This window comes from Streptomyces sp. SirexAA-E (assembly GCF_000177195.2).
In the GTDB taxonomy this organism is placed as follows: Bacteria; Actinomycetota; Actinomycetes; order Streptomycetales; family Streptomycetaceae; genus Streptomyces; species Streptomyces flavovirens.
In genome coordinates, this window is record NC_015953.1 from 2,662,738 (window position 1) to 2,687,461 (window position 24,724).

The following is a 24,724-nucleotide window of genomic DNA, read 5'->3' on the forward strand; positions in this document are numbered from 1 at the left end:
GGTGGGGGCTTCGTCGTTCGTCGTGTGCCGGGGCCTCAGACCTCGTACACCGCGCCCGGCGCGGCCAGCTCGACCGGACCGTCGTAGACGTCGCGGGCGTCGGCGCGGTTGCGTTCGGCGTCGGTCCACGGCGGGATGTGGGTGAGCACGAGGCGGCCCGCGCCGGCACGGGCCGCGTACTCCCCCGCCTCGCGGCCGTTGAGGTGGAGGCCCGGGATGTCCTCCTTGCCGTGCACGAACGACGCCTCGCAGAGGAACAGGTCGGCGCCCTCCGCGAGTTCGTCCAGTGCCTCGCAGGTGCCCGTGTCGCCGGAGTACACGAGCGTGCGGCCGTTGTGCTCGATGCGGATGCCGAAGGTCTCCACGGGGTGGCTGACCTGTTCCGTGCGCACCGAGAAGGGGCCGATCTCGAAGGAGCCGGACTTCAGCGTGCGGAAGTCGAAGACCTCGCCCATCGCGTGGTCGGACGGGGTGTCGGCGTGGGCGGTGGTCAGCCGCTGCTCCGTGCCCTCGGGCCCGTACACCGGGACGGGGGCGGGGCGGCCTCCGTCGAAGCGGTAGTAGCGGACGACGAAGTACGCGCACATGTCGATGCAGTGGTCGGCGTGCAGATGGCTGAGGAAGATGGCGTCGAGGTCGTAGAGACCTACGTGGCGCTGCAACTCGCCGAGGGCGCCGTTGCCCATGTCGAGGAGCAGCCGGAAGCCGTCGGCCTCTACGAGGTAGCTCGAGCATGCCGAACCCGCGGACGGGAACGAGCCGGAGCAGCCGACGACGGTGAGCTTCATGGAGCGTGAACCTCCGAGACGTGGGAACGGGGAGGGTTCGTGCGGTCCGTCGAGCGTAAGGCGCCGGACCACCGGTCGCTCCTCCACGGCCTGCCGTTGTGGGGGAACTCACCTGTGCTGTCACCGGTTCGATGGAAGCCGCGCACGGGCCGGTACGGTCGGGTGATGAACACGTGGTGGTGGGTGGCGCTGGTCGTCGTGGTCCTGCTGGCTCTCGTCGCGTCGGTGGCCGACGGGTGGGGGCGCAGCGGTCGTGGGCCCAGGGGGCGGCGGCCGGGCGGGGCGGGCCGGCCGTCGGGGCGGGCGCCGGAGCGTACGCGTCCGCCGTCGCGGTCCCGGCCGGGCGGGGCGCCGCGGCCCGGGGAGATCTGGTGGGCGGACGTGCCGTACGAGGACGGGCCGGGCTCGAAGGACCGGCCGTGCCTGGTGCTGTCGGTGCGGGGCGGTACGGCGGTGGTCGCCAAGATCACCAGCAAGCTTCACGCGGAACGGCCCGGGGTGATCGCGCTCGCTCCGGGTGCGGTGGGTGACGCCGAGGGGCGGCAGAGCTTCCTGGAGACGGACGAGTTGCGGGACGTGCCGGTGCGGGCGTTCAGGCGGAAGGCGGGCGAGGCGGACCCGGAGGTGTGGGACCGGGTGCGCGGGCTGGGCTGAGCCGGGCGCCCCGGGGCCTTCCGCGGCCGGGCCTGTGACGTCCGGAGCCGGGCGCGCCCCGGGGGGCGCGCCCGGCTCGGGGCGGTGATGCGCTGGGGCGGATGCGTGGAGCGGGCGGTCACGCCCAGAGCTGGCCGTGCAGGGTCTCGATGGCGGCCTCGGTCGTCGGGGCCGTGTAGACGCCCGTCGACAGGTACTTCCAGCCGCCGTCCGCGACGACGAACACGATGTCCGCGGACTGTCCGGCCTTGACGGCCTTCTGTCCGACGCCGATCGCCGCGTGGAGTGCGGCGCCGGTGGAGACACCCGCGAAGATGCCTTCCTGCTGGAGGAGTTCACGGGTGCGGGTGACCGCGTCGGCGGAGCCGACCGAGAAGCGGGTGGTGAGCACCGACGCGTCGTACAGCTCGGGGACGAAGCCCTCGTCGAGGTTGCGCAGCCCGTAGACGAGGTCGTCGTACCGGGGTTCGGCCGCCACGATCGCGACGTCCGGCTTGTGCTCGCGCAGATAGCGGCCGACTCCCATGAGGGTGCCGGTGGTGCCGAGGCCCGCCACGAAGTGGGTGAGGGACGGGAGGTCGGTGAGGATCTCCGGGCCGGTGGTGGCGTAGTGGGCGCCGGCGTTGTCCGGGTTGCCGTACTGGTAGAGCATCACCCAGTCCGGATGCTCGGCCGAGAGCTCCTTGGCGACGCGGACGGCCGTGTTGGAGCCACCGGCCGCCGGGGAGGAGATGATCTCCGCGCCCCACATGGCGAGGAGGTCGCGCCGCTCCTGGGAGGTGTTCTCCGGCATGACGCACACGATGCGGTAGCCCTTGAGCTTGGCCGCCATCGCGAGCGAGATGCCGGTGTTGCCGCTCGTCGGCTCCAGGATCGTGCAGCCCGGGGTCAGGCGGCCGTCCTTCTCCGCCTGTTCGACCATGTGGAGCGCGGGGCGGTCCTTGATCGAGCCGGTGGGGTTGCGGTCCTCCAACTTGGCCCAGATACGGACGTCGTCGGACGGGGAGAGCCGCGGGAGGCGGACCAGGGGCGTGTTGCCCACGGCCGCGAGCGGGGAGTCGTACCGCATCAGCGCATGCCGCCGGCGACGGCCGGGAGGATGGTGACGTTGTCGCCGTCGGACAGCTTGGTGGAGATGCCGTCGAGGAACCGCACGTCCTCGTCGTTGAGGTAGACGTTGACGAAGCGGCGGAGCTTGTCGCCGTCGACGATGCGCTCACGGATGCCGTTGTGGCGGCTCTCCAGGTCGGCGAAGAGGTCGGCGAGGGTCTCCCCGTTGCCTTCGACCGCCTTGGCGCCGTCGGTGTAGGTGCGGAGGATGGTCGGGATGCGGACCTCGATGGCCATGGCGTGGGCTCCTGTCGAAAGCGTGGAGTGTGCGGGGGCGTGCGTTGCTGCCCCGCGCGGGGGTGGTGCGTACGGGTGGGGCTCGGACCGCGGCTCAGGCCGTGCGGTTCACGGGCATGCCGCGGCGGGACACATCGCGCTGGACAGCCTGCACAGGTCGACGTGCAGCCGCGCGACGAGCAGCGTGCCCGGCGTCATTTCGCTCACGTCATGGGAAACCATGCGGTCATCGTATCGATTCCCCACCGGGAACCCGGAGTGTGATCCCACATGGTGGATGGCGGGCGTTCGCCACGTGGACAACGGTCGTACGGAGACGGCCCGGGCCGGGGGCGGGGCGCTCGGCGCCCGCCCCCGGGAGGTCAGACGGCGGCCTGCGGATACACCTCGACGACCTCGACGTCCTCCTCCGTGATCTCGCCGTCCACGATGCGGTACGAGCGGAACTGGAAGGGGCCCGCGTCGTCGGTGTCCGCGGTGGAGACGAGGACGTAGTGGGCGCCGGGTTCGTTGGCGTACGTGACGTCCGTGCGGGACGGGTAGGCCTCGGTCGCCGTGTGGGAGTGGTAGATGATCACCGGCTCCTCGTCGCGGTCGTCCATCTCGCGGTAGAGCTTCAGCAGGTCCGTCGAGTCGAACTCGTAGAAGGTGGGCGAGCGCGCGGCGTTGAGCATCGGGATGAAGCGTTCGGCCCGGCCAGTTCCGGCCGGACCCGCGACCACGCCGCACGCCTCGTCGGGGTGGTCGGCTCGGGAGTGCGCCACGATCTGGTCGTAGAGCGCCTGGGTGATGGTCAGCATGGGGCCCAGGATAAGACGGGCCGGCGAACGGTGGGCGGGAGGAGGAGCCGGGCCGGGCGCGTGCGGCCGTGAGGCCGGGTCTCGGGCGGGCGGGCCCTCCCGTACCGAGGGGCGGTACGGGAGGGCCCGGATGCCGGACAGGGCCGTTGGGGCGGCCGGTGTCCGTGGGGAGGCCAGGCGCGGTTCAGCGGCGCTTGGCGAAGGAGGCGCTCTCGGGGTTGCGGGCCCTGAGGACCAGGTAGGAGACGCCGAGGACGAGGGCCCACAGCGGTGCGCAGTACAGCGAGATCCTGGCGTCCTCGTCGATCGCCATCATGGTGATCACCATCATGATGAAGGCGAGCGCGAACACGGAACTGCCGATGCCGCCCGGAGCCTTGAACGTGGACTGCGGCAGCTGCCCGCGGTCGGCCGCGGTCCGGTAGCGGATGTGGCTGACGAGGATCATGATCCAGGCCCACATGCCGGAGATGGTGGCGAAGGAGACGACGTAGTTGAACGCGTCGCCCGGCCACTGGTAGTTGATCCAGACGCCGACGAGCATCAGCGCGGCGGAGAAGGTGGTCCCGATGAGCGGCAGGCCGTTCCCCGTCAGCTTGGTGAAGGCCTTCGGCCCCTGCCCGTTGATCGCGAGGTCACGCAGCATCCGGCCGGTGGAGTACATGCCCGAGTTGCAGGAGGAGAGGGCGGCGGTGAGGACGACGAAGTTGACGATCGCGGCACCGACACCGAGGCCCATCTGCTCGAACGCGGCCACGAAGGGCGAGACGCCCGGCTTGAAGGTGCTCCACGGGACCACCGAGAGGATCATGATGAGCGCGCCGACGTAGAAGACGGCGATGCGCCAGGGCACGGTGTTGATCGCCTTGGGGAGGACCGTCTTGGGGTCCTTCGACTCGCCCGCGGTGACACCGACCAGCTCGACGGCGAGGAAGGCGAACATCACGATCTGCAGGGTCATCAGGGTGCCGCTGATCCCGTTGGGGAAGAAGCCGCCGTCGTTCCAGAGGTTGGAGACGGTCGCGGTGTCACCGGCGTCGGAGAAGCCGAGGGTGAGCACGCCCGCACAGATGAGGATCATGCCGAGGATCGCGGTGACCTTGACCATCGAGAACCAGAACTCGAGCTCGCCGAAGAGCTTCACGGAGATCAGGTTCGCGCCGTACAGAATGACGGTGAAGACCAGCGCCGAGAGCCATTGCGGGATATTCCACCAGTACGTCATATAGGTGGCCGCAGCGGTGACTTCGGTGATTCCGGTGACGACCCAGAAGAGCCAGTAGGTCCAGCCGGTCACGAATCCGGCGAAGGGGCCGATGAATTCGCGGGCGTACTCCGAGAAGGAGCCCGACACCGGGCGGTACATGAGGAGTTCGCCCAGGGCCCGCATGATGAAGAAGATGACCAGGCCCGCGATGGCGTAGGCCAGGATGAGGCTGGGTCCGGCCCGGTCGATGGCTTTGCCCGCACCGAGGAAGAGTCCCGTGCCGATGGCGCCGCCGATGGCGATCATCTGGATCTGCCGGGCTCCCAGGCCCCGCTGGTAGCCCTCTCCCGGTGTGCCCGCCTCCGTGGCCTCCGGGCCGTCCGCCTGTCCTTTGTCGACCTGCGCCGATGTCATGGTGGTGCGCCTTTCTCCACGCCGATCCGCGCCTTCGCAGGCCACGGATCAGGTCCTGATCCCCCCGGATATGGATGGAGTGCCGCCGGCGTTCGGCCGACTCGTAGCGCCCCCGGGGACAGGGGTGGCGTCCCCGGGCGGTCGTGAAGATTTATCACGGGTGCCCGGGTGATCCCTGAGACATTCTGTGGCGCACACCACAGGAAAAAGCGGACAAGCGTTTCCAGCCGCTGCAAAGAAGGCTGTTCGGGTGACGCGATCGTTATTCGGATTTGAGCCTCCGTTGAGCGAACGCGTGCCCGCGCCCTACTCGGGCATCAGCGTCTCGACGAGAGTCTCCTGAAGGGCACCCAGCCAGAGGTAGGCCATCACCATCGGCTTGCGCGGGTCACTGTCGGGGAGCCGGTAGAGCGAGCCGCCCTGCCCCTCGTCCTCGTCGGACACCTCCAGCCGCGCGCCGATGGTCAGCCGCAGGTCGTTGAGTGAGCCCAGCCAGTGCCGGCAGTCCTCGGCGTCGAGGGTGAGCACCGCCCCCTCCTCACCGACGGGCCGGAGCGCGTCCAGGGTCCGGACGACGACGAGGGCGTCCTCCCTTTTGCGGCCGCGCAGGTCGATCTCCGTGAAGCGGCGGAACTCGGCGGAGGCCTCGCGCAGCTCCTTGTCCTCGTCGCCGTAGGCGTCGGGGAAGAGCCGGGCCAGGGCCGGGTCGCCGGGCGGCTCGCTCGGCCCCTCGGCGAAGAGGGCGGCCAGCGGGTCCGCGTCCTCGGCGGGCTCGTCACCGGGACCGATCAGTTCCAGCAGCTGGACGGCGAGGGAGCGCAGGATGGCGATCTCGACCTCGTCGAGCGCGACGGCCGCGCCGCCGCCGGGGGTGGCCTCGAAGTGGCCGGCCATGGATTCTCCGATGATGGGGCGGACTGAGGGGCAGCGGTGCGTCAGTTGCGGTCCTGGGTCAGCGTGGCCCAGAGACCGTAGCCGTGCATGGCCTGGACGTCGCGCTCCATCTCCTCCCGGCTCCCGCTGGAGACGACCGCGCGGCCCTTCTGGTGGACGTCCAGCATCAGCTTGTGCGCCTTGTCCTTGGAGTAGCCGAAGTAGGCCTGGAAGACATATGTCACATAGCTCATGAGGTTGACCGGGTCGTTGTGCACCAGCGTCACCCAGGGGACGTCGGGCTCGGGGACGGTGTAGGTCTCCTCGGCCGATTCGGGACGTTCGATCTCTACGGGGGAAGCAACGCTCACCCTTCCCATGCTGCCACCAGGGTGGGTCTCGCGCATAAACGGCGACCCCATCTCGTCACTTTGACGAATAAGGGAGTAGCATCCCCGGCATGAACTCAGCGGACCTTGGGCGACGGGTCGGTGTGCCGTCGACCGCACTCTTCACCGACCAGTACGAGCTCACGATGGTGCAGGCCGCCCTGAAGGCCGGTACCGCCGACCGGCGCTCCGTCTTCGAGGCGTTCACGCGCCGGCTGCCCGAGGGGCGGCGCTACGGCGTCGTCGCGGGCACCGGGCGCGTGCTGGACGCGGTGGAGAACTTCCACTTCGACGACGAGATGCTCGCCTTCCTCCGGGACCAGCGCGTCGTGGACGGGGCCACCGTCGACTGGCTGGCCGACTACCGCTTCGGCGGCGACATCTGGGGCTACCCGGAGGGCGAGGTGTACTTCCCGGGCTCGCCGCTCCTGCGGGTCGAGGGGTCCTTCGCCGAGTGCGTGCTGCTGGAGACGGTGATCCTGTCGATCCTCAACCACGACTCGGCGATCGCCGCGGCGGCGTCGAGGATGTCGGCGGCGGCGAGCGGGCGCCGGCTCATCGAGATGGGTGCCCGGCGCACCCACGAGCTGTCCGCGGTGGCGGCGTCCCGTGCCGCGTACGTCGGCGGCTTCCACACGACATCGGACCTCGCGGCCGGCTTCCGGTACAACATCCCGACCGTCGGGACCAGCGCGCACGCCTTCACGCTGCTGCACGACAGCGAGCGCGACGCGTTCCGGGCGCAGGTGGACTCGCTGGGGCGGGGCACCACGCTGCTGGTCGACACCTACGACGTCACCGAGGCGGTCCGTACGGCGGTGGAGATCGCGGGGCCGGAGCTCGGGGCCGTACGCATCGACTCGGGCGACCTGCTGCTCGTCGCGCACCGGGTGCGGCAGCAGCTGGACGAGCTGGGCGCCACGGAGACGAGCATCGTCGTCACCTCGGACCTCGACGAGTACGCGATCGCCTCGCTGGCCGCCGCGCCCGTCGACGCGTACGGGGTGGGCACCCAGCTGGTCACCGGGAGCGGGCACCCGACGTGCTCGATGGTCTACAAGCTGGTGGCCCGCGCGGAGTCCGCCGACCCGGCCGATCCGCTGCGGCCGGTCGTGAAGAAGTCGCTGGGCGCGAAGTCGTCCAGGGGCGGCCGCAAGTGGGCCGCGCGCCGGTCGGACGAGTACGGGGTGGCCGAGGCCGAGGTGATCGGCACCGGCGAGGTGCCGGCGGACCTGGTGGACCGGCAGCTCCAGGTGGAGCTGGTCCGGGGCGGCGAGGTGGTCGCCCGGGAGCCGCTGGAGGCGGCCCGCGACCGGCACATCGCGGCCCGGGCCGGGCTGCCGATGTCGGCGATGCAGCTCTCCCGGGGCGAGCCCGTGCTGCCGACCGAGTACGTGTGAGGGGGCGGGGGCCGCACAGGGGGGAGCGCGGCGGCCGTACGCGCGCCGTACGCGCACGCCGGGGCGGCCCCGGCGGTACCTGCCGGGCGTTACCCCTCCCGCAGGCCCCGCCGAGTCTCTAGGCTCGAAGGCGTCCCCACCGCCCGCTCCCCGTCCGCCGCCCCTCCCCCTCCCGTCGAACCCCCACCGAAGGACACCCGTCATGCATCGCGCCTTGATCGTCGTCGACGTTCAGAACGACTTCTGCGAGGGCGGCAGCCTCGCGGTGGCGGGCGGCGCCGATGTCGCCGCCGCCATCACCGACCTGATCGGCGAGGCCCAGCCCGGTTACCGCCACGTCGTGGCCACCCGCGACCACCACATCGACCCGGGCGGCCACTTCTCCGCAACGCCCGATTTCGAGGACTCCTGGCCGCCGCACTGCGTGGCGGGCACGGAGGGCGTCGGCTTCCACCCGAACTTCGCCCCGGCCGTCGCCTCCGGCGCCATCGACACGGTGTTCGACAAGGGTGCGTACGAGGCCGCCTACAGCGGCTTCGAAGGCACCGACGAGAACGGCACCGGCCTCGCCCAGTGGCTGCGGGAGCGGTCCGTCACCGCCGTCGACGTCGTCGGTATCGCCACGGACCACTGCGTGCGGGCCACCGCGCTCGACGCGGTCCGTGAGGGCTTCGAGACCCATGTGCTGCTGGACCTGACGGCGGGCGTCGCCGAGGGGACGACCGAGCGGGCACTGGAGGAGCTGCGGGCGGCGGGCGTGGAGCTGTCGGGCAAGCCCGTCGTCTGACCCGCCTCCCGCGGGCTCAGGCGGCCGGCCGGGCCGGTCCGGCGTATCCCGCCGGGCCCAGCAGCGCCCGGATCGGGTGCCAGAGCTCCTGGCCGGACTGCGGCGCCCTCCGCCAGAGCAGCCCGTCCGGGTGGTGCAGCACCGCCGTGATCTCGTCCGGGGTGGGCGGCTGGGTGTTGCCCCGGAGGTAGACGGCACGCAGCCCCAGGTTGCGGAGCCTGGTCAGGGCCCGCGCCCGGTTCGCGGCGTGCACCAGCACCCGTACCGGGGCCCCGGTGCCCCCGGCTCCGTCCGGCGGGCGGTTCAGGGCCAGGGCCACCACCACCGTGCCGTTCGGCAATCTGCAGAATCCTCCGCCTGCCATGCTGCGCACACTCCCCCGTAAGACTTCGTGTCAATAAGGATCGGTCACGACGCACCTAAACACGATCGGCCGCCGCCCGCTAGGGGGCGACGGCCGATCAAGCTCTGACCTGCGGTGTTACTGACTACCGGCCCGAGGGGCCGACCTTCACGGTCATCGTGGAGCCGCTGAGGGGCTCGTTCACGATCGTGATCCGGGTGTTGGTGTCAGCGACCTTGACACTTCCCGTGGGGTTCTCCTTGTACCAGTACGTGCCCAGCCGGTCGTCGAAGACCGGGTTGCCCAGCGACGCCGGGATCTTCAGCGGCACGTCCGCGTTGTGCAGCGTGAAGCCCTTGTTCGGGTACCAGCTGAACGGGGCGTCGAACGGCTGGATCTTGTTGCGCAGGAGCGTGCCGTCCTTCCACTTGAGCGGCTTCGCGTGCGAGTCCACCGGCAGGATCAGGCCCTGGCCCGGGTGCACGGAGGTGTTGTTGTCCTTCTGGGAGGTGTCCCAGAGCCACACCATCAGGCCGTTCTGGTACGCGTAGTGCTCGACCCAGTCGGGACGGGTCGTGGTGAAGCCGAAGTTGTACGGGCCGACCGCGAGGGTCTTGTCGTACGAGACGTACTGGCGGTTCTCCGCGATGTAGTACTGCGGGTAGTCGTTGGTGAACGACTCACCGATCCGCGAGAAGCCCTTGGCGGTCCAGCCGTTGTCGTCGCCCTCGGCACCGTCGGTGAAGAGCGCGGCGCCGTCGGCGGTGACCGTGATCGCGTCGGCGGTGAAGCCCTTCCCGCCCGCGCCGCCGTCCGTCTGGTAGCGGAACCGCAGGTCGATCTTCTTGCCCGCGTAGGCGTCCAGCGGGAAGGAGAGCTTCTTGTAGCCGCCCGAGACGTCGGTCAGGGCCGGCTTGTCGCTGGCGTCACGGGGGATGGCCTTGCCGTCGGCGGTGCCGTCCAGCGCGGTCCAGCTCGTGCCGCCGTTGTCCGAGACCTCGGTGTAGAGGTAGTCGTAGTCGGCCTCGATGTCGTACCAGCCGGACAGGTCCAGCGAGGCGGACGACTTCCCGGTGAGGTCGACCGAGCGGGTCAGGGTGTTCGACAGGTCGTCACCCATGTCGCTCCACCACTGCTTGGAGCCCTCGGCCGGCTTGGTGACCGTGGTGGTGACGGCCTTCTTCGGCAGCTCGACGACGAGCGCCTGCTTGTCCTTGGTGTTGTACTCCGACACACCCAGCTTGTGGGTCGACTTCGTGGCGGCCTTGGCCTTGTCGTAGTCGAGCCAGCCGAGCTGGAGCTTGTCCCAGGCGGTCATGTCGCCGGGGAGGTTGCCGATCTGGCCGTCGCCGGTGCCGAGCCAGGAGCCGGCCGACATCAGGGACCAGAAGCCGACGGAGTTCTCACCGCCGCCGGAGGTGTCGTAGAGGTCCGGCAGGCCGAGGTCGTGGGCGTACTCGTGGGCGAAGACGCCCAGGCCGCCGTTCTCGGGCTGCGCGGTGTAGTCGCCGACCCAGATGCCCGTGTCGCCGATCTCGGCGCCACCGGCCTTGTTGTTCGCGGGGCCCGTCGCACCGGCGTTGGTGCCGTACGCGTACCAGCGGTGCGCCCAGATGGCGTCGGTGCCCTCGGCGCCGCCGCCCGCGGACTCGTCCTCGCCGGCGTGGACCAGCTGGAAGTGGTCGATGTAGCCGTCGGGCTCGTTGAAGTCGCCGTCGCCGTCGTAGTCGTACCGGTCCCACTGGTCGTACTGGGCGAGGTCGGCCTTGATCTGGTCGAGCGTGCGGCCCTTGGCCTTCTGGTCGGCCACCCAGGCGTTGACGCCGTCGCGGACCGCGTCCCAGACGTTGGCGCAGTTGGTCGAGCCGCAGTAGTTGGAACCGTAACGGGCCTCGTTGTACGGGACCTTGACCCAGTCGGAGACCTCACCGTCGACCGAGTAGCGCCCGGAGGACGTCTTCTCGTAGTAGGTCTTCAGCGACTCCTTGCCCTTGCCCTGACCGAAGTAGAGGTCCTGGAAGTGCGCCTGGTCGTAGTCGGCCTGCCAGGCGGTGCTGTTGTCCTTCTTCGGGTCCGGCTCGGCTATCTGGTTGTGCAGCGGGCCGGGCGTACCGCCGTACTTCTTGACGGGCGGCTTCGGGCCGTCGCCGTCCGGGTCGTACATCGTGGTGTCGTCGACCTGGTCGCCGAACTCCACGAGGATGGTGAAGATCTTGTCGGTCTTCTCCCGGCCGAGCTCGACGTACTTGCTCCTGCCGAGCTGGACGACCTTCGAGCCGCCGCGGGTCGTCACCTTCTTGTCCCCGGTCAGCACCTGCTCCAGCGCGGCCTTGCGCTGGGCGTCCTGCTCCTTGCTGAAGGGGCCTTCGAGGTCGTGCTCGTGCGCCTTGGCCGGCGCGGGGTCGCGGCGGTCCACGACGGACGCGCCCGATCCCGACGTCTTGTCATCTGCCTGTGCGGTGGCGAAAGTAGACGCCGTCGCGGCGGTGGCGACCAAGGCCACGGCCACCGCGGTGGCGCGCAGCGCCCGTCTTTGAGTGCTCACGTGATGCAGTCCTCCCCGGCGTTCGCGATCGCGGCCAGGGGGGTGAGAAGGGGCCGCGCGCGTCAACGCGTCACAAGTGACGACATTCGATCGGAGTTGCGAGAGAAAAGACAGATCTTGACTTGAACAGGCCAAGTGCACTATGCGGGTGACACCCTCCGGTATCCGGACGGCCTCACCCGTCGCCCGGAACCGACCGGCGCGTCGCGCAGGTGATTCGGCGTGCACGTGACTCCGTGCGCCCCCCCGTGCACCGGCACCGCGGGTGAGGCCACGCTTACCGCGTGTCCGTCAGGGGCATCCACCGTCGTAGAGTCGATTGACAGTGCGAACGTGTCGAGAGACTGCCTCATCCGACGCCCGGAGGACGGATACCGCCATGCCGCGTCTGACTGCCGCTCAGGTCTCCTACGGTTCGGCCACCGTCGTCCTCTCCGCGCTCGCCATGCTGCTGCTGTCCCGCACGGACTCCGGAGCGGGTGTGGCGGTCATCGGCACCGCCTCGCTGCTGCTCGGTCTGCTGGTGTCCATGACCGTGCCCCTGAGGCGACGCACCAAGGCCGCGCGGACGCCGGCGGCGCCGGCCGCCGCCCGCGCTCACCACCCGGCCGCGGACACGCGGATCACCGCCGCGCGTGCGGAGCGCGCCGGCGAGCACTCGCTGCGCCGCTGAACGACCGCGCCGTCAGCGCACGGCCACCACGACCGTCTTGCCCGCCTTGTCCTGCAGACCCTGCCGGTAGGGCTTGTCGGTGAACATCAGCACGATGTTGATCAGCCACCACAGGCACGGGCAGCACAACAGCGCCGGAAGCCACAGCACGACGGCCCGCATCAGCGCGGAGCTGGTGTCCGGCACCGATCCGTCGTTCAGCATCGCGACCCGCATCTTCAGCAGCCGCTTGCCGGGCGTCCGGCCGTCCTTGTGCGTGAAGTACGTGTCGTAGGCGACGTAGACCACGCAGCCGATCAGCGACCAGATCAGCTGGTGCCCGTTGTAGGAGTTGCCGATCGCGTTGCCGAAGTCGTTGCCCCCGTCGTCGGAGGTGACGTCGACGGCCCCTCCGAAGGGCAGCGAGATCAGGTAGAGCGGGATCGAGATGATGAGGAAGTCGATCAGCCGCGCCAGGATCCGCTTGCCGGGCTCGGCGAGCGGCGGCATGCCCGCCAGCGGGTCGGTGCCCCCGTACGGACCCCCGCCGCCGTACGGACCGGGGTCGTACGGCGGCGGGGGCGGGCCACTGCCGTAGGGCGAGCCGCCCGAGGGCGGCGGCCCCTGCGGCGGCCTCTTGGAGAACGGGTCGTCCTCGGGCGGCTGGCCGGGCGGCGGAGGCGGCGGTTCGTTGCTCATGGGGGCAGTGCACCCCGGCCCGGAAAGGCCCGCAACGGCTCAGGTCTCTTCGGGGGACGGGCCGTCAGCACACGGGCGTACGGGGCCCCTCGACGGTGTACCGGACACCGGGCGGGGCCGCCCGACAGGCTCTCAGCCGGCGACGAAGGTTCGGGCGGCCTTGTCGTGCCAGCACTGGCGCCACGGACGGTCGATCAGGCACCAGAGCACGTTGACCACACCGACGACGAGCAGGCCCAGCACCCCGTACACCAGCCAGCGGTACAGCGCGGCCTTGAAGGTGGGCGTGCCGTGCGACTCGATGTCGCGGACCTCGACGCCGCAGAGCTTCTTGCCCAGGGTGCGGCCCCACTTGGCGGTGGGCAGCGCCTCCAGCAGGAGGCCGAGCACCAGGAAGGCGGCGACCACCGCGCCGAGCAGTCCGGCCGTGGTCGAGTCCAGCAGCCAGACGGTGACCGTCTCACCGGTCTGCTTCGCCGCGTCGATCTTCCGGTCGACGTGGTCCAGTGCCCGGGTCGCCAGCGGGAAGCCCGCGGCCCCGACGAGCGCGCCGAGCACCAGCGTGTCCAGGAGCCGGGCCGCCAGCCGCTTGCCGAGACCGGCCGGGCGGGCTGCCGCCTGGGCACGGGCGAGCTGCTGGAAGGGGTCGTCGACGGGAGGCTTCCAGGGCGTGACCGGCTGCTGCTGCTCGGGCGGGGCGGCCTGCCGGTGCTGCTGCGCCGGGACGGGGTGCGGCTGCTGCGGGCCGGGCGCCGGCTCGGGTCGGGCGAGCTGGTGGACCTGCTGGGCCCAGGAGGCGGAGCCGTCGGCGGGACCGGGCAGCTGGGGAGCCACCGGCCGGGACGGTGCCTGCGCGCGGTTCTGCGGCTGGTGCGGGGCCGGGAGGCGCGGGGCCTGGTTCTGCGCGGCGTGGTGCGGGGCCTGGTTCTGCGCCGCGTGGTGCGGGGCCGCGTGGTCGGGAGCCTGGCTCTGCGTCCGGGGCGGGCTCTGCGCGGGTGCGGGGAGCTGCGGTGAAGGGGCCTGGGGCGTGCGGGTGGCCGGGAGCGCGCGCATCGCCATCGTGCCGTCCGCGCGCGCTTCCTCGCCCGGGGCCGGGGTGCGGGACGCGCCGCGTCCCAGGGCGCGGATGGTGACCGTGCCGTCGCTCGGCGGACGCGCGCCGGCGTCGTCGGCACCGCCCGGCCGGTCGGTCCGGCGGGCGACGGCGCCCGCGTCGCTCTCGTTGTCCCACGTCCCCGGCAGCTCCCCGCGTGCCGGGCCGGGCACGACGGGCCGGCGCGGGTCGACGGGGGTCAGGCCGGCGGGCCCGGTGGCGGAGGCCGGGACATCGCGGCGTACGGGACCGGAGGGGGCGTCCGACGCGGCGGCCGGGAGCGCGGGTGCGGGCGGTGGTACGGCGGTCGACGGGGCCTGGCCCGCGGTCCGGGGATCGGGGCCGCCGCCCCAGGAGACACGGCGGTCGTGTTCGCCGCCGAATCCGGCCTGCCGGGAGGTGTCGGCCTGCCAGGCGGTGGCCGGCTCGGGGCGGTCGGCGCCCGTGCCGTCCGGGGAGCCCTCGCCGGACTCACCGGCCGCGTCCGCCTCGTCGAAGTACATCGGACCGGTCTCGTCCACCGGGGCGGTCACGGGCGGCGGCGCGGGGGACGCCCCGTCCTGTCGCGGTGCGGGCCGGCTCGTGCCGGGGACCCAGGACGCGCCGTTCCAGTACCGGACGTATCCGGGGATGGACGGATCGGGGTAGTACCCCTCGCGGGGGCTTTCGTCACCGGGTGCCGGGGTTGGGGCGCTCATCACCGTGGTCCCGTATCTCTTCGAGGCCTCGGGCCGACCGGCGAGGTGCTCGTGGCGGTCGGCCCCCATACAAGGGTCCACATCTATCAGACCTCCGCGCACCCCCGGGCCCGTCCTGACGTTTGGACCACTTTCAGGGCTCGGTGAAGTTTTTCTGGGAAGTGGCGTCATGGAGAGCACGGAGGGTGCTCTCTCCCTGTGCGGGCCGGTCACGGGACCGGTCCCTACGAGCATCGGAAGGTCGTGCACCCTCATGCAGAACGTCGTGGAACGCGAACTCGAAGTGAAGTTGGTCCTGTCGCCCGAACGCTCCGTCCCCGTCCCGGCCCGGCTCTCGTACATCACGGCCGATCCCTACGCCGTGCACATCACGTTCCACATCGGTTCCGAGTCGCCCGTGCACTGGACGTTCGCCCGGGAGCTCCTGGTGGAGGGGGTGTTCAGGCCGTGCGGACACGGGGACGTCCGGATCTGGCCGACCAGGACCGGGGACCGTCAGGTGATCTGTGTGGCCCTCACCTCCCCCGACGGCAACGCCCTGCTGGAGCTCCCGTCGGCCGCCGTCGCCGCCTGGACCGAGCGCACGCTGCGGGTGGTGCCTCCGGGCTCGGAGAGCGCGCTGCTGGGGCTGGACGGCGCGCTCGCGGAACTGCTCGCCCCGATGCCCGCCGACGATCTGTGGATGAGCGATCCGTGGTCCTCGGACGATCCGCCGGAGGGTGATTCCTGAGCGCGGCGGGTCAGAAGAGCTTGCCGGGGTTGAGCAGTCCCAGGGGGTCGAAGGCCGCCTTGACGCCACGCTGCATCTCCACGCCCACCTCGCCCAGTTCGCGGGCGAGCCACTCCTTCTTCAGGACGCCGACGCCGTGTTCGCCGGTGATCGTGCCGCCCAGTTCGAGGCCGAGCGCCATGATCTCGTCGAAGGAGGCACGGGCCCTGCGGGACTCGTCGGGGTCGGTGTGGTCGAAGCAGACGACGGGGTGGGTGTTGCCGTCACCGGCGTGTGCGCACACACCGATGGTGAGACCGAACTTCTCGGCGACGGCGGCCGTGCCCTCCAGCATCGCGCCGAGCCGCGAACGCGGTACGCAGACGTCGTCGATCATGGTGGCCGGCTTGACGGTCTCCAGCGCGGGGAGCGACAGCCGACGGGCCTGGAGCAGGAGTTCGGACTCGGCGGTGTCCTCCGCGGGCACCACCTCGGTGGCACCCGCCGCGGCGCACAGTTCGCCGACGGCGGCGAGGTCGGCGGCCGGGTCGGGTGTGTCGAAGGCGCAGAGCAGCAGCGCCTCGGTGGATTCGGGGAGGCCCATGGAGGTCATCGCGTTGACGGCCCGGACGGTCGTACGGTCCATCAGTTCGAGGAGTGAAGGGGTGTGTCCGCGCTCCATGATCCGGCAGACGGCGTCGCACGCCGTGGCCGCGGACGGGAACTCGGCGGCCAGGACGAGCTGCCGGGGCGGCTGGGGGCGCAGTGCGAGGACGGCTTTGACGACGATGCCGAGGCTGCCCTCGGAGCCGACGAAGAGCCGGGTGAGGTCGTATCCGGCGACTCCCTTCGCGGTGCGGCGGCCGGTGTTCAGCAGCCGGCCGTCGGCCAGGACGACCTCCAGGCCCAGGACGTATTCGGCGGTGACGCCGTACTTCACGCAGCACAGGCCGCCGGACGCGGTGCCGATGTTGCCGCCGATGGTGCACGTCTCCCAGCTGGAGGGGTCCGGCGGGTAGCACAGCCCGTGTTCGCCCACCGCCCGGGACAGGGTGGCGTTGACGACGCCCGGCTCCACCACGGCGATCCGGTCGACCGGGCTGATCTCCAGGATCCGGTCCATCTTCACCAGGGAGAGCACGATGCACCCGTCCGTGGCGTTGGCCGCGCCCGACAGACCCGTACGGGCGCCCTGGGGCACGACGGGGACGCGGAGAGCGGTGGCGGTCCGCATGACGTGCTGGACCTCCTCGACCGTGCGCGGGAGCACGACGACGGCGGGGGTGCCCGCCTCGCAGAAGCTCGCCATGTCGTGGGCGTACGAGGCGGTGACGTCGGGGTCCGTGACCAGTGCTTCGGCCGGCAGGCCCGTGCGAAGGCGTTCGACGAGTGCGTCCATGATCCAAGCGTGACACCCGGGGCCAATGGTGTGAACCCTTCTTCCCCGCCCATCGCGGAGCGCGATGTGATCGTCATACTGACGCAGAGTGATGGCCATGGATGCCATGCCGCAGCAGAACCCGGAGTCCCCCGCCTCCCCCCTGCCGCCGGAAGGTGCGACGGCCGTACCACCGCCTCCCCCGCCGATGCGCACCACGCTGCGCAGGGCTGCCTTCGGTGCCGTCGCCGCCGGCGTGCTCGTGGCCGGGGCCCTGGTCGCCGTGCCGGACGAGCCCCACGAGAAGGCCGCGCCGCCCGCGCCGGGGCCGGTGGCCCGGGCCGAGGCCGCGGCGGCCGCCGGTTCACCCGCGTCGCTGTCCGACCTCACGGCGCTGATCGGCGACCGGCAGAAGTGGGTGGAGACCCACCCGTCCGACGCCCCCGCCTGGGCGGCGCTCGGTACGGCGTACGCGCAGTGGGGCACCCGTTCCGCGGACGCGTCCTACTTCACGCGCGCCGAGCAGGCCCTGCGGCGCTCGCTGGCCGCGCGGCCCGGTGAGCGCGGCAACACCGAGGCGTGGGCAGGACTGGGGGCGCTGGCCAACGCCCGCAACGACCACCTCGCGGCGAAGAAGTGGGGCGAGACGGTTCGCGCGCGGGCCCCGAAGAGCTGGACGGCCTACCCGGTCCTGATCGACGCGTACAACGGCCTGGGCGAGTACGAGGCCGCGGCCAAGGCCACGGAGACGTTCGGGACCCTGCGCGGCGGGGTACCCGCGCTGGCCCGGACGTCGCAGATGTACCGCGACCAGGGCTGGCGCGAGGACGCCCTCGCCACCGCCCGGGAGGCCGCCGACCACGCGAAGACCCCCGCCGAGAAGGCCGGCGCGCTGCACCGGCTGGGCGATCTGGCGTGGGAGCGCGGCGAGCCGGTCGAAGCCCTCGCCCAGTACGACGCCGCCCTGCGCACCGACCGGGGCCACCTCGTCTCCCGGGCGGGCCGGGCGCGCGCCCTGGCCGCCCTGGACCGCACGGACGAGGCACTGGCCGACTACCGGACGGTGACCGCGAAGCTGCCGCAGCCCGAGGTCGTCCTGGAACTCGGTGAGTTGTACGAGTCGATGGGTCTGGACGGCGACGCCCGCACCCAGTACGCGAAGCTCCGCGAACTGCTGGACCGGGCGCAGGCCGCGGGGGTGAACGAGTCCCTGACCGAGGCCCGCTTCGAGGCCGACCACGGCGACCCGGAGGTGGCGGTGGAGCTGATGCAGGCGGAGTGGTCCTCGCTGCGCCGCAGTGCGGCGGTGGCCGACGCGCTGGGCTGGGCCCTGCACCGGGCGGGACGGTCCGAGGAGGCGGTGCAGTACGCGGAGCGCTCCCTGGAGAGCGGGGTGCGGGACGCCTCGTACGCCTACCACCTGGGGGTGATCGAGAGCGCCCTCGGCCAGGACGGGCCGGCCCGGGCGCGCCTGGAGGAGGCCCTCCGGACGAATCCGGACTTCTCCCCGCTCGGCGCACCGCTGGCCGAGAAGGCCCTGGAGTCCCTGGGTGAACCGGCGCCGGGCGGCCCGGCGGTGGTCCGGCCCCCGTCGGCCGGGACCACCGCGACGGCGGCGCCCTCGCCCGAGCCCGTCCCGGAGAAGACGGAGAAGGCCCAGGCCGGGCCGGAACCCCAGGCGTCCGGGCCGGCGGGCGGCGCGTCCCCGAAGGCGGCGGCGTCGTAGCCGGCGGGACGCGGAAGGGACGGGCCCTCCCCGGGGCGTTCGGGGAGGGCCCGTCCTGTCGGTGCGTCCCGGCACCCGGCCGGGCGGGGTCCTACAGGTTGCCGCGCTTCTCCTGCTCGCGCTCGATCGCCTCGAACAGGGCCTTGAAGTTGCCCTTGCCGAAGCCCATCGACCCGTGCCGCTCGATCATCTCGAAGAAGACGGTCGGACGGTCCTGGACCGGCTTGGTGAAGATCTGCAGCAGGTAGCCGTCCTCGTCGCGGTCGACCAGGATCTTCAGCTCGCGCAGCGTCTCCACGGGCACCCGGGTCTCGCCCGCCCACTCGCCGAGCGTGTCGTAGTACGAGTCCGGGGTGTCCAGGAACTGCACACCGGCCGCGCGCATCGCACGGACCGAGGAGACGATGTCGTTCGTGGCGAGCGCGATGTGCTGGACACCGGCCTCGCCGTAGAACTCCAGGTACTCGTCGATCTGCGACTTCTTCTTCGCGATCGCGGGCTCGTTGATCGGGAACTTCACCTTCAGCGTGCCGTCGGCGACGACCTTCGACATGAGGGCGGAGTACTCGGTGGCGATGTCGTCGCCCACGAACTCCTTCATGTTGGTGAAGCCCATGACCTTGTTGTAGAAGGTCACCCACTCGTTCATGCGGCCGAGTTCGACGTTGCCGACGCAGTGGTCGACCGCCTGGAAGGTGCGCTTGGCCGGCGGCTCCACGATCGGGGCGGCGGCGGCGTAACCCGGCAGGTACGGGCCGTCGTAGCCGCCGCGCTCGACCAGGGTGTGGCGGGTCTTGCCGTACGTGGCGATGGCGGCCAGGACGACGGTGCCGTGCTCGTCCTTGACCTCGTACGGTTCGGCGACGCCGGTGGCGCCGTGCTCGACGGCGTACGCGTACGCCGCGCGGGCGTCCGGCACCTCGATGGCCAGGTCGACCACGCCGTCGCCGTGGGCGTGGACGTGGTCGGCCAGGAAGGTGCCCCACTCGGTGGACGCCTTGATGACGGAGGTGAAGACGAAGCGGGCCGAGCCGTTGGTCAGAACGTAACTCGCGGTCTCACGGCTGCCGTTCTCCGGTCCGGAGTAGGCGACGAGCTTCATGCCGAAGGCGGTCGAGTAGTAGTGCGCCGCCTGCTTGGCGTTGCCCACCGCGAAGACCACCGCGTCCATTCCCTTGACCGGGAAGGGATCGGCCTGCCGGGCGGTGTCGGGTGTGGTGTGCACAGTCTCAGTCATGTCCGAAGGTTCCCGCCGCTTCGCAAGGTGCGCAACAGTTCGCGCGTTCACTGGGCAATCTGTCCAGCGGTTCGCCACCATGGCCGCACTATCTGTACAGGGTGACCATCGGGAGACGGATCATGACGATCGATCATCTGGACGGCCGGCTCATCGTGCTGCTGGCACGGGAGCCACGCATCGGTGTACTGGAGGCGTCCCGGCGCCTCGGGGTGGCGCGCGGGACCGTGCAGGCACGGATGGACCGGCTTCAGTCGAACGGCGTCATCCGCGGTTTCGGACCGGACGTCGACCCGGCGGCGCTGGGCTACCCCGTCACCGCCTTCGCCACCCTGGAGATCCGGCAGGGCCAGGGGGCGGACGTACGGGCACACCTGAGTGGGGTGCCCGAGGTGCTGGAGCTGCACACCACGACCGGGCAGGGGGACATGCTCTGCCGGCTGGTGGCGCGCTCCAACGCGGATCTCCAGCGGGTGATCGACCGTGTGGTCGGCTTCGGGGGGATCGTCCGGGCCGCCACGGCGATCGTGATGGAGAACCCCGTACCGCTGCGCGTCATCCCTCTCGTCGAACAGGCCGCCGAGGACGCCGATTGACGGAACCGGGTGAGCGGGCCGGGCGAGTGGGACGGGCGAGTGGGACGGGCACAAAGAGAACTCTGCAAAGAAGTCGATGCAAAGAACCACTTGCAAAGCTGTCTTTGCAACTCTAGAGTCACGGCATGCCTCCTACCGAACCCGCGGACGGGCCGGCCCACACGCCGGACGAGCTGAACATCCACCAGGTCGACGCCCGCACCCTGCGCGGCCTCGCCCACCCGATGCGCATCCGGCTGCTGAACGCCCTCCGGGAGTTCGGCCCGGCCACCGCCTCCGGGCTCGCCGAGCGGCTCGGTGAGTCCAGCGGCGCCACCAGCTACCACCTGCGCCAACTAGCCGCGTACGGCTTCGTGGAGGACGACCCGACCCGTGGCAAGGGCCGCGAGCGCTGGTGGAAGTCGGCGCACGAGGGCACGGCGTTCGGGCCCACCACCGAGTTCATGAACCACACGGACCCCGAGGTGCGCGGCGCCATAGGAGTGGTCCTCCACGAGGTCGCCTCCGTGCACGCCCAGGAGCTGAGCACCTGGCTCGGCACCATGCGCGAGTGGCCCGAGGAGTGGCAACGCGGCATGGACGTCAGCGACTTCAAGGTCCGGCTCACCCCGGAGCTCTCCCTGGAGCTCGCCGAGAGGATCCACGCACTGGTGGACGACTACCGGGGCCGGGTCCCCGAGGGCACCGAGGGATCGGCCGTCGTCCGCACCCACCTGCACATGTTCCCGCGCCCGACCGACTGAGGGGATCACGACATGCATCACGACATCCACGCCATGCTGCACGCCTACCGCTCCGCCGAACTTCGCCGGGAGGCGGCCGAGTTCCGGGCGCCGAGACCCCGGATGCTCAACCGTATGGGCTGGACGATGGTCGAGCTGGGCCTGCGTCTCGCCCAGGAGCGGCCCGCCCCGGTCCGCGCGGCGCGGACGGCCTGACGGTGCGGGGCGGGCGCCCGGACCGGGACCGCACACCGCTCGCCGCCGTCCTGGCCGCCAACTCGATCTCCACCGCGGGCACGTCGCTCACGCTCATCGGGGTCCCGTGGTTCGTCCTGGAGACCACGGGAAGCGCCGGCCGGGCCGGTGTGGTCGCCTTCTGCGCGACCCTGCCCATCGTCCTGGCGGCGCTGATCGGCGGCCCTCTCATCGACCGGATCGGCCGGCGCAGGATCGCCGTCGCCTCCGACACGGTGTGCGGTGCGGCCGTCGCCGCCGTACCGCTGCTGCACGCCGCCGGGCTGCTCGAATTCTGGATGCTGTGCGCGCTGATGGCGCTGAACGGGCTGGCCCACACGCCCGGCAACACGGCGCGCTACGTCCTCGTACCCGACCTCACCGCCCGCGCGGGGACCACCCTCGCGCGGGCCGCCAGCCTCTACGACGCGGTGTCGCGCGGCGCCCGGATGGTCGGGGCCGCGCTGGCCGGCGTGCTGATCGCCGTCGTCGGCGCCGAGACCGTCCTGCTGCTGGACGCGGCCACCTTCGCGCTGTCCGCCCTGCTGGTGGCGGCGGGGGTGCGCGGGGTGAAGGCCGCCGAGCCCCGCAGGGACGCGGCCCCGGTGTCGCTGCGCACGTACGGCACCGAGCTGCGCGAGGGGTACGCCTACGTGCTCGGCAACCGGCTGCTGCTCGCCGTCGTCGTCATGGTGCTCTTCATGAACGGCACCGACCAGGGCTGGAACGCCGTCCTGCTGCCCGTGCACGCCGAGGCCGAGCTGGGCGGCTCCACCCAACTCGGGATGCTCACCGCCCTGTTCGCGGCGGGCGGGCTCACCGGCGCACTGATGTACGGGGCGGTGGGGCACCGCTTCTCCCGGCGCGCGGTGTTCTCGGTGTGCGTGGTGCTGTGCGGGGCGCCGCGTTTCCTGGTCGCCGCGCTGACCGGGACGACGCTGCCGCTGGCGGTCACCATGGCGCTGGGCGGCGTCGCGGGCGGCATGCTGAACCCGATCCTGACGACGCTGACCTACGAACGGGTTCCCGAGGAGCTCCGCAGCCGGGTGTCGGGCGCGCTCACCGCGGGCTGCGAGCTCGCCATGCCGGTGGGCGGACTGGCAGCCGGTCTGCTGGTGGAGGGCATGGGGGCGATGGGGGCGCTGCTGGCCATGGGCGGGGTGTACTTCCTGGCGACGCTGAGCCCGCTGGTCTTCCCTGCCTGGCGGTCCATGGAGGGCCCGGGGGCGGACGACGGGGCGAAGGCGACGCGGGGAGCCGGGACGGGTGCCGACGCGGATACGGGGCCGGGGGCCGGCGCCGACGCGGGTGCTTGGGCGGGGGCCGGCGCCGACGCGGGTGCTTGGGCGGGGGCCGGCGCCGACGCGGGTGCGGGGGCCGGGATGAGAGCGGGTGCCGGCGCGGATACGGGCAGCGGGCCGGTGCGGGAGCCGCTGCTCAGCAGCTCGGAACCTTGCCCCCCTGGTCCAGAGCCCGCAGCGAGGACACCGCGCTCTTCAGCGTCGTGACGGGGATCAGGCGCAGGCCCTCGGGCTTCTCGGCCTCGGCCTGACCGCACTCCGCCTTCGGCACCAGGAAGACGGTCGCACCGTCGCGCCGCGCCGCCTGCGTCTTCAGGGAGACCCCGCCGACCGCGCCGACCGTCCCGTCGGCCTCGATCGTGCCCGTACCCGCGATCGTACGGCCGCCGGTCAGGTCGCCGCCCGAGCCGTCACCGACCAGCTTGTCGATGATGCCCAGCGAGAAGAACAGGCCGGCGCTGGGGCCGCCGACGTCGGCGAGTTGCAGGGTGACGTCCACCGAACCGGGCTTCTTGCCCAGGTGGTTCAGGGCCGCCTCGACCGCGGAGTTCTGCGAGTCCCGCATGTCCTTGAGGTTGTGCTGCTCGATCTCCTTCTCGGAGTCACCGGTCGGATAGACGGAGTCGCGCGGCATGACCGCCCGGTCCCCCCGGAACCAGCTGTCGACCACGTCCCCGATCCCGACGTCCGCCTCGGGCCCGGTGGCGATGATCGTCGTCATCAACAGTCTGCCGTCGGTGGTGCGGGTCGGTGTGCCCTCGATCGTGATGACCGGCGTCCCCTTGTCGTCCCCCAGCACGTTCGCGGTCGTGCCGGGCTGCGCCAGGGTGAAGGGAAGGGGGGCCAGGGCCGCCGTACCGAAGAGCGCGAGGACGGGCAGGGCGCAGAGCGCGAGGGTGCGGGGGCGCGAGAGACGAGAGAGCACCCGCCCAATCTAACCGTCCGCCCCGTCTGCCCCGTCCACTCCCTCCACGACGTCGGGGAGGGGGCTTCCGGCTTCCGTACGGTGTCGGGGAGGGCGGCCCTGGCCCCGTACGGCGTCGGGGAGGGTTGCCCCGGCCCTCGTTCGTCCACCGCCTCGGGTGTGGACGGCGTGACCCTCAGCGCAGCGCGTCCGCGACCTCCCGGGCGGCGTCGAGGACCCGCGGCCCGACCCGCTCGGGTACGGCGTCGGCGAGCATCACCACGCCCACGCTGCCCTCCACACCCGACACCCCGACCAGCGGTGCCGCGGCCCCGCAGGCACCGGCCTCCAGCTCGCCCTGGGTCAGGGTGTAGCCCGGGTGGTCGGCGAGCGACTTCTGCCGGGCGGTGAGGATCGCCCGGCCCGCGGCGCCCCGGTCCAGCGGGTGCCGGAAGCCCGCGCGGTAGGCCACGTGGTAGTCGGTCCAGCTCGGCTCCACGACGGCCACCGCGAGTGCGTCGGCCCCGTCGACCAGGGTGAGGTGGGCGGTCGCCCCTATGTCCTCGGCCAGGGAGCGCAGCGCGGGCAGCGCCGCTTCCCGGACGAGCGGATGCACCTGGCGGCCCAGGCGCAGCACGCCCAGGCCCACTCGGGCCCGGCCACCCAGGTCACGCCTGACGAGGGCGTGCTGTTCCAGGGTGGCGAGCAGGCGGTAGACCACGGTGCGGTTGACGCCGAGCTTGTTCGACAACTCGGTGACGGTCAGACCGTGATCGGTATCGGCGAGCAGTTTGAGGACGCGCAGTCCCCGGTCGAGCGTCTGAGAAGTCTCTGCGGTCACGACGCCCTCTCCCTCTGTGGTGAGTGGGGCGGTTCCCTCTGCGAGATGACGACGCCGGTCCCATCGGCGACGCACCGAGAGGCCCCCCGACTGGCCATGGCACCGGATGCGCTCCGCGGCCACGTTGCCACGGCGCGTTCATGTTTCGGGGACATTAGCGAGCGGGTCCGCTCAGCGGAAGACCTCGTCCAGAATCCGGGCGGGCGCCGGAACACGGCGGCATAACCGCCGGTCAGCGCGGAACCGTCCGGAACGCGGACGTCTACGCGCGTCCAAGTCGAGTGACGCCTCGCGACGCTCCGTACATCACCTGTGAACCACTGTTAACTCACGGTGAAGAAATCATGTAAAAATTTCAACTCTTCGGCGCGCGCGCCCGGCGCGCGG

Annotated in this window: 26 protein-coding genes; 10 read left to right on the top strand and 16 right to left on the bottom strand. The window is 71.6% G+C overall.

Translation table 11 applies throughout. The features are described 5' to 3' along the window. Positions 1 to 35: 35 nt before the first annotated feature. Complete coding sequence (locus tag SACTE_RS11790) at positions 36 to 788, bottom strand: MBL fold metallo-hydrolase (protein WP_014046258.1); 753 nt, start codon at positions 786 to 788, stop codon at positions 36 to 38. Between the two features lie 165 nt (positions 789 to 953). Between SACTE_RS11790 and SACTE_RS11795 the strand changes: the two genes are divergently transcribed. Next, on the top strand, positions 954 to 1,442 hold the full coding sequence (locus SACTE_RS11795; RefSeq protein WP_019993618.1) for a type II toxin-antitoxin system PemK/MazF family toxin: 489 nt from the start codon (positions 954 to 956) through the stop codon (positions 1,440 to 1,442). Between the two features lie 118 nt (positions 1,443 to 1,560). On the opposite strand, the gene SACTE_RS11800 is transcribed toward SACTE_RS11795, so the two are convergent. The 7 genes from SACTE_RS11800 to clpS all read right to left on the bottom strand — a co-directional run bounded on the left by SACTE_RS11800 (position 1,561) and on the right by clpS (position 6,463). Next, on the bottom strand, positions 1,561 to 2,511 hold the full coding sequence (locus tag SACTE_RS11800) for a cysteine synthase (protein ID WP_014046260.1): 951 nt from the start codon (positions 2,509 to 2,511) through the stop codon (positions 1,561 to 1,563). Further along, complete coding sequence (locus tag SACTE_RS11805) at positions 2,511 to 2,789, bottom strand: MoaD/ThiS family protein (protein WP_014046261.1); 279 nt, start codon at positions 2,787 to 2,789, stop codon at positions 2,511 to 2,513. The genes SACTE_RS11800 and SACTE_RS11805 overlap by 1 nt, the downstream gene beginning before the upstream one ends. A 108-nt stretch (positions 2,790 to 2,897) precedes the next feature. Beyond that, entirely contained in the window at positions 2,898 to 3,011 is a 114-nt protein-coding gene (locus tag SACTE_RS35570; RefSeq protein ID WP_311654356.1) for a putative leader peptide, read from the bottom strand. Positions 3,012 to 3,151: 140 nt separating this feature from the next. Then, the gene (locus SACTE_RS11810; protein ID WP_014046262.1) at positions 3,152 to 3,589 is read right to left on the bottom strand and encodes a M67 family metallopeptidase; all 438 of its coding nucleotides are present in this window, start codon (positions 3,587 to 3,589) and stop codon (positions 3,152 to 3,154) included. A 184-nt stretch (positions 3,590 to 3,773) separates the two neighbouring features. Beyond that, positions 3,774 to 5,210, bottom strand: a complete 1,437-nt coding sequence (locus SACTE_RS11815) for an amino acid permease (RefSeq protein ID WP_014046263.1) — start codon at positions 5,208 to 5,210, stop codon at positions 3,774 to 3,776. A 306-nt stretch (positions 5,211 to 5,516) separates the two neighbouring features. Beyond that, positions 5,517 to 6,104: a DUF2017 domain-containing protein gene (locus SACTE_RS11820; protein WP_014046264.1), complete on the bottom strand. Its 588-nt coding sequence runs from the start codon at positions 6,102 to 6,104 to the stop codon at positions 5,517 to 5,519. A gap of 41 nt (positions 6,105 to 6,145) precedes the next feature. Next, the gene (gene clpS / locus SACTE_RS11825) at positions 6,146 to 6,463 is read right to left on the bottom strand and encodes an ATP-dependent Clp protease adapter ClpS (protein WP_014046265.1); all 318 of its coding nucleotides are present in this window, start codon (positions 6,461 to 6,463) and stop codon (positions 6,146 to 6,148) included. 80 nt (positions 6,464 to 6,543) lie between these two features. Here clpS and SACTE_RS11830 point away from each other — a divergent pair, with 80 nt between their 5' ends. Together SACTE_RS11830 and SACTE_RS11835 are read left to right on the top strand one after the other, a co-directional pair. Continuing rightward, positions 6,544 to 7,872: a nicotinate phosphoribosyltransferase gene (locus tag SACTE_RS11830; RefSeq protein WP_014046266.1), complete on the top strand. Its 1,329-nt coding sequence runs from the start codon at positions 6,544 to 6,546 to the stop codon at positions 7,870 to 7,872. A gap of 202 nt (positions 7,873 to 8,074) precedes the next feature. Further along, positions 8,075 to 8,659, top strand: coding sequence for an isochorismatase family protein (locus SACTE_RS11835; protein WP_014046267.1), 585 nt, complete (start codon positions 8,075 to 8,077; stop codon positions 8,657 to 8,659). Positions 8,660 to 8,675: 16 nt separating this feature from the next. Here SACTE_RS11835 and SACTE_RS11840 read toward each other — a convergent pair whose 3' ends face one another. Together SACTE_RS11840 and SACTE_RS11845 are read right to left on the bottom strand one after the other, a co-directional pair. Beyond that, positions 8,676 to 9,023: a hypothetical protein gene (locus tag SACTE_RS11840; protein ID WP_014046268.1), complete on the bottom strand. Its 348-nt coding sequence runs from the start codon at positions 9,021 to 9,023 to the stop codon at positions 8,676 to 8,678. 124 nt (positions 9,024 to 9,147) lie between these two features. Further along, positions 9,148 to 11,547 carry an immune inhibitor A domain-containing protein gene (locus tag SACTE_RS11845; protein ID WP_014046269.1) on the bottom strand — a complete coding sequence of 800 codons (2,400 nt, stop codon included), beginning with the start codon at positions 11,545 to 11,547 and terminating at the stop codon, positions 9,148 to 9,150. A gap of 379 nt (positions 11,548 to 11,926) precedes the next feature. On the opposite strand from SACTE_RS11845, the gene SACTE_RS11850 reads away from it, so the two are divergent. Beyond that, the gene (locus SACTE_RS11850) at positions 11,927 to 12,220 is read left to right on the top strand and encodes a hypothetical protein (protein ID WP_014046270.1); all 294 of its coding nucleotides are present in this window, start codon (positions 11,927 to 11,929) and stop codon (positions 12,218 to 12,220) included. A 12-nt stretch (positions 12,221 to 12,232) separates the two neighbouring features. On the opposite strand, the gene SACTE_RS11855 is transcribed toward SACTE_RS11850, so the two are convergent. Continuing rightward, the gene (locus tag SACTE_RS11855; protein WP_014046271.1) at positions 12,233 to 12,898 is read right to left on the bottom strand and encodes an RDD family protein; all 666 of its coding nucleotides are present in this window, start codon (positions 12,896 to 12,898) and stop codon (positions 12,233 to 12,235) included. 132 nt (positions 12,899 to 13,030) lie between these two features. Further along, positions 13,031 to 14,689 carry an RDD family protein gene (locus SACTE_RS11860; protein ID WP_026359204.1) on the bottom strand — a complete coding sequence of 553 codons (1,659 nt, stop codon included), beginning with the start codon at positions 14,687 to 14,689 and terminating at the stop codon, positions 13,031 to 13,033. A 253-nt stretch (positions 14,690 to 14,942) separates the two neighbouring features. On the opposite strand from SACTE_RS11860, the gene SACTE_RS11865 reads away from it, so the two are divergent. Then, a complete protein-coding gene (locus SACTE_RS11865) occupies positions 14,943 to 15,419 on the top strand; it encodes an SsgA family sporulation/cell division regulator (protein WP_014046273.1) in 477 nt (158 codons plus the stop codon). A gap of 10 nt (positions 15,420 to 15,429) precedes the next feature. On the opposite strand, the gene SACTE_RS11870 is transcribed toward SACTE_RS11865, so the two are convergent. Continuing rightward, positions 15,430 to 16,797, bottom strand: a complete 1,368-nt coding sequence (locus SACTE_RS11870) for an FAD-linked oxidase C-terminal domain-containing protein (RefSeq protein WP_014046274.1) — start codon at positions 16,795 to 16,797, stop codon at positions 15,430 to 15,432. 97 nt (positions 16,798 to 16,894) lie between these two features. On the opposite strand from SACTE_RS11870, the gene SACTE_RS11875 reads away from it, so the two are divergent. Further along, positions 16,895 to 18,502 carry a tetratricopeptide repeat protein gene (locus tag SACTE_RS11875; RefSeq protein ID WP_014046275.1) on the top strand — a complete coding sequence of 536 codons (1,608 nt, stop codon included), beginning with the start codon at positions 16,895 to 16,897 and terminating at the stop codon, positions 18,500 to 18,502. A 91-nt stretch (positions 18,503 to 18,593) separates the two neighbouring features. Here the strand turns inward: SACTE_RS11875 and hppD are convergent, their stop codons facing one another. Beyond that, complete coding sequence (gene hppD / locus SACTE_RS11880) at positions 18,594 to 19,739, bottom strand: 4-hydroxyphenylpyruvate dioxygenase (RefSeq protein WP_014046276.1); 1,146 nt, start codon at positions 19,737 to 19,739, stop codon at positions 18,594 to 18,596. 122 nt (positions 19,740 to 19,861) lie between these two features. On the opposite strand from hppD, the gene SACTE_RS11885 reads away from it, so the two are divergent. From SACTE_RS11885 to SACTE_RS11900, 4 genes are all read left to right on the top strand, one after another. Further along, positions 19,862 to 20,335 carry an Lrp/AsnC family transcriptional regulator gene (locus tag SACTE_RS11885; RefSeq protein WP_014046277.1) on the top strand — a complete coding sequence of 158 codons (474 nt, stop codon included), beginning with the start codon at positions 19,862 to 19,864 and terminating at the stop codon, positions 20,333 to 20,335. Positions 20,336 to 20,460: 125 nt separating this feature from the next. Then, positions 20,461 to 21,078: a helix-turn-helix domain-containing protein gene (locus SACTE_RS11890; protein WP_014046278.1), complete on the top strand. Its 618-nt coding sequence runs from the start codon at positions 20,461 to 20,463 to the stop codon at positions 21,076 to 21,078. Positions 21,079 to 21,090: 12 nt separating this feature from the next. Further along, on the top strand, positions 21,091 to 21,273 hold the full coding sequence (locus tag SACTE_RS11895; protein ID WP_014046279.1) for a hypothetical protein: 183 nt from the start codon (positions 21,091 to 21,093) through the stop codon (positions 21,271 to 21,273). Between the two features lie 2 nt (positions 21,274 to 21,275). Continuing rightward, positions 21,276 to 22,799, top strand: a complete 1,524-nt coding sequence (locus SACTE_RS11900) for an MFS transporter (protein ID WP_014046280.1) — start codon at positions 21,276 to 21,278, stop codon at positions 22,797 to 22,799. On the opposite strand, the gene SACTE_RS11905 is transcribed toward SACTE_RS11900, so the two are convergent. Next, a complete protein-coding gene (locus SACTE_RS11905; protein WP_014046281.1) occupies positions 22,729 to 23,517 on the bottom strand; it encodes a S16 family serine protease in 789 nt (262 codons plus the stop codon). The two genes, SACTE_RS11900 and SACTE_RS11905, sit on opposite strands and share 71 nt — an antisense overlap. 175 nt (positions 23,518 to 23,692) lie before the next feature. Continuing rightward, complete coding sequence (locus SACTE_RS11910; RefSeq protein WP_014046282.1) at positions 23,693 to 24,337, bottom strand: helix-turn-helix domain-containing protein; 645 nt, start codon at positions 24,335 to 24,337, stop codon at positions 23,693 to 23,695. Positions 24,338 to 24,724 lie beyond the last annotated feature (387 nt).